General features: G+C 63.4%; 3 protein-coding genes and 2 pseudogenes. 3 read left to right on the forward strand and 2 right to left on the reverse strand.

The annotated features are described in order from the left end of the window. Positions 1–312: pseudogene (locus tag WCA85_RS02945) on the forward strand (DUF2939 domain-containing protein); the annotation flags it as partial. Here the strand turns inward: WCA85_RS02945 and WCA85_RS02950 are convergent. Next, positions 309–785 carry a universal stress protein gene (locus tag WCA85_RS02950; RefSeq protein ID WP_424061670.1) on the reverse strand — a complete coding sequence of 159 codons (477 nt, stop codon included), beginning with the start codon at positions 783–785 and terminating at the stop codon, positions 309–311. The pseudogene WCA85_RS02945 and the gene WCA85_RS02950 sit on opposite strands and share 4 nt — an antisense overlap. A 227-nt stretch (positions 786–1,012) precedes the next feature. On the opposite strand from WCA85_RS02950, the pseudogene nodI reads away from it, so the two are divergent. Together nodI and WCA85_RS02960 are read left to right on the forward strand one after the other, a co-directional pair. Then, positions 1,013–1,939, forward strand: a pseudogene (nodI, locus tag WCA85_RS02955) (nodulation factor ABC transporter ATP-binding protein NodI); the annotation flags it as partial. A gap of 115 nt (positions 1,940–2,054) precedes the next feature. Further along, positions 2,055–2,882: an ABC transporter permease gene (locus tag WCA85_RS02960; RefSeq protein ID WP_424061672.1), complete on the forward strand. Its 828-nt coding sequence runs from the start codon at positions 2,055–2,057 to the stop codon at positions 2,880–2,882. Between the two features lie 42 nt (positions 2,883–2,924). Here the strand turns inward: WCA85_RS02960 and WCA85_RS02965 are convergent, their stop codons facing one another. Then, positions 2,925–3,347, reverse strand: coding sequence for a hypothetical protein (locus WCA85_RS02965; RefSeq protein ID WP_424061674.1), 423 nt, complete (start codon positions 3,345–3,347; stop codon positions 2,925–2,927). Positions 3,348–3,688 lie beyond the last annotated feature (341 nt).

Here is a 3,688-nt window from a genome sequence, read left to right on the forward strand (position 1 = left end):
GTCGCGGCGCTCCTGAACGGCATGCCGCCGCGCGGCAATCCCAATGACCGCCCGCCTGCGCCACAAGATGCGCAGTCCACGCCAGCCACTGGAGCCGCACAGCCTGCGCCGGGCGCGGTTGCAACCGCGCCCGCTCCGCCCGCCACGGCTGACGCACCACCACAACCCCCGCAGACCACGGCAAGCTACCGGAGCATCAACGAGTTCGTCGTGACGTATCAGCACGGTATCGGCGACACGCGCTATTCGGCCATCCTGCGCCGCGAGGGACTGTTTTCGTGGAAACTCGCCGCAGTCGACCTGAACGGCTAGGCGGCGGCAGCAGCCTCCTGTTGCTCCTGTTCCTGTTTCGAGGAACAGGCAACCAGGATGCTGCACGAAATGCGATCGAGCAACGGGGTGTTGCCAGCGCCCATCCACCAGCGTGAGAGGCCGGTGCGGCAACGGTGGCCCACCACGACCAGATCCACCTGAAGATCATCGGCGAGCGTGGCGATCTCATCGATGGGGTGGCCGAAGGCAAAATGGCCCTGCGCGGTCACACCGCGCTCCGTGAGCCACTCCACCCCCTCTTGCAGAATGTCGCGGGCCGTTTTCTCGAAGCTGCCGCAGGCCACGTCGGTCAGGAGCCCCGCGCTTTGTGCGATGCTCGAACGCATGTCCACCACTGACAACAGATGCGTTTCGGCCTTCAGATCGAGCGCGAGGTCGGCACCGCAACGCAATGCCTTGCGGCCTTCGCGCGAGCCGTCGTAGCACAGCAGGATTTTCTTGTAGCTCGCCATGATGCTCTCCCTACCGCGTTGATCGCGGCTCTGTCCTGAATCATGGTGCGCCGCAATTCAGGTTGCAAGCAATGGAAAACGCTAAGTGCGTGCAACCCCACGCCAACAAGCTTGCACGCTCATGCCGCAGCGCAAAAACCGCGCCCGGATGCTGTCCCCGGTGCCGACGGATGCGCGCCAATGCCCTAGAATGAGCAGCCCCACCGGCCTTTCACGTCCTTCGGAATTCCTATCGACCTATGTCTGACGCCGCAATCGAATTCCTTGAAGTCCGCAAGCACTATGGTAATAAGACAGTCGTCGACGGCCTGTCGTTCCATGTGCGGGTCGGCGAGTGCTTCGGCCTGCTCGGCCCAAACGGCGCCGGCAAGACTACGACCCTGCGCATGCTGCTCGGCATTTCAGCGCCGGATGCAGGGACGATCCGCCTCTGCGGAGAACCGATTCCCTCCCGTTCCCGTTTTGCGCGCGCGAGAGTGGGCGTCGTGCCGCAATTCGACAATCTCGATCCAGACTTTACCGTCCGCGAAAACCTGCTGGTCTTTGGGCGTTACTTTGGTTTGAGCGCGGCCGAGACCCGCGCGATTGTGCCCTCGCTGCTCGAATTCGCCCGGCTGGAAAGCAAGGCCGATGCGCGGGTCGGCGAATTGTCCGGTGGCATGAAGCGGCGCCTAACGCTCGCCCGCGCGCTCGTCAACGACCCTGATGTCCTGATCATGGACGAACCTACGACCGGGCTCGACCCGCAGGCCAGGCATCTGATCTGGGAACGGCTACGCTCGCTGCTCGCACGCGGCAAGACCATTCTGCTGACCACCCATTTCATGGAGGAAGCGGAGCGGCTGTGTCACCGGCTATGTGTGATTGAGGAAGGGCGCAAGATTGCGGAAGGTGCGCCCAGCGAGTTGATCGCTTCGGAAATCGGCTGCGACGTGATCGAGATTTTTGGGCCGGACCCGTTCGCCTTGCGCGACGAGCTGGCGCCGCTCGTCGAACGCGCGGAGATCAGCGGCGAGACGCTCTTCTGCTACGTCGAGAACGCTGAGCCGGTTCTTGTGCGGCTCAAGCAGCGCGCGGATTTGCGCTATCTGCACCGGCCAGCCAACCTCGAAGACGTATTCCTGCGACTCACCGGCCGCGAGATGCAGGACTGACGCGGACGCTTGCCTGCTCTTTCGTCAGGCCCGTAGTCGCCCCCCGCAATGGACACCCACAGTGGACACGAACCCGCACTCATCCAAACATCGCCAGCGGCAGACCAAACACACCATGGACGCACGCACCTACGACACCGCCAGCCCAGCCGCTCCGAAGAGCGAGCCGTTTGCCGCGCTGCCCGCCAACACATACAACTGGGTCGCCGTCTGGCGGCGCAACTATCTGGTATGGCGCAAGCTGGCGCTTGCGTCGATGTTCGGCAATCTGGCCGACCCAATGATCTATCTATTTGGACTCGGTTTCGGCCTCGGGCTGATGGTCGGGCACGTCGACGGCGTGTCGTACATCGCCTTTCTCGCCGCGGGCACGGTCGCCTCGAGCGTGATGATGTCGGCCAGTTTCGAATCGACGTACTCGGGATTCTCGCGCATGCACGTACAACGCACGTGGGAGGGGATCATGCATACGCCGCTGACGCTCGGCGATATCGTGCTCGGTGAGGTGATATGGGCGGGCAGCAAGGCCATGCTGTCCGGGGTGGCGATCATGCTGGTGGCGGGTGTGCTCGGCTACGCGAGCTTTCCGTCCATGCTGCTGGCGATCCCGGTCATTGCGCTGACCGGACTCGCCTTCGCCAGCGTGGCCATGATCGTGACGGCGCTCGCGCCCTCCTACGACTTCTTCATGTTCTACCAGACGCTGGCCTTGACGCCAATGATGCTGCTCTCCGGCGTGTTCTTTCCGGTCGCGCAGTTGCCGCCCATCGCGCAGCACGTCACGCAGTTACTGCCGCTCTCTCACGCGGTGGATCTGATCCGCCCGGCGATGCTCGGGCGGCCGATCGACAGCCCGCTGCTTCACGTCGCCGTGCTGCTCGCGTACATCGTCGTACCGTTCTGCATCGCAGCGGTGCTTTTCAGGCGCCGGATGATGCGTTGAGCAGATGCCATGGGCGGGCGCGCCAGGCATCCATCCCACGCTTCAGTCTTCGTCGTCAGTCCACGGAATTTCGACGTCGGAAATGAACGCGACTGTCGCGAACGGCCCGCCCTCCTGGCGACCGATCTTGCCATCCGCACGCTGCCACTCGACACGGAACAGGTTGCCCGGATCGTCAGCGATCAGACGAACCGTGCGCACCTCGTCCGGATCGGCCTCTTCAACCGGACCGTCGAGCGAGACCAGCAGTTCCTGAGGCCACAGGCCATCGGCGGGATCGTAAATGCGATCGCCATCGGGAATCAGGGTGAACGCTTCCACGCCGATGGTCGCCGAAGCGTCGATGATCATCTTGCCCAAAGCGCGTAGCAGCGCGGTTGCGCGAGCCGAATTGGCCTGACGGATCGCGAGGTCCCCGCGCGTGAGCGCCTGTTCAAGTTTCGGATTTGTTTTTTGTTGCGCCATTCGATTTCCTGAGTCCAATCGCTCGAGTGTGTGCGGTGGGTCGCGAGGCACATGTCGCCTGTGCGCTTGCCGCTGGTGTTTTTTTCGGGCTGAATCCTACCACTGGTGGGGGTTGCAGCAGCAATTGGGCGCAAGCGTCTCGCCCGTTGCCACGCACCCCTCCGTTCCCCAGTTTAGGTCGTGATTCGACAACTGCCATCGAGAATTCATGGTCAATGCGGCAGACACCACGCATCGGTCCCTTGAACGCTCAGAAGCCGAGTGCCACGGCAAGGCCGCCCGCCACCACCCCGAAGCCGACCACCGACACCGCCACGACCGTCAGGAGACGCGGCCGGAAC

The organism is Paraburkholderia sp. (genome assembly GCF_049581445.1).
In the GTDB taxonomy this organism is placed as follows: Bacteria; Pseudomonadota; Gammaproteobacteria; order Burkholderiales; family Burkholderiaceae; genus Paraburkholderia.

Excerpts from the sequence above, each read along its gene's own strand:
- WCA85_RS02950 (WP_424061670.1), bottom strand. The coding sequence starts at position 785 with ATGGCGAGCTACAAGAAAATCCTGCTGTGCTACGACGGCTCGCGCGAA.
- WCA85_RS02965 (WP_424061674.1), bottom strand. The coding sequence starts at position 3,347 with ATGGCGCAACAAAAAACAAATCCGAAACTTGAACAGGCGCTCACGCGC.
- WCA85_RS02960 (WP_424061672.1), top strand. The coding sequence starts at position 2,055 with ATGGACGCACGCACCTACGACACCGCCAGCCCAGCCGCTCCGAAGAGC.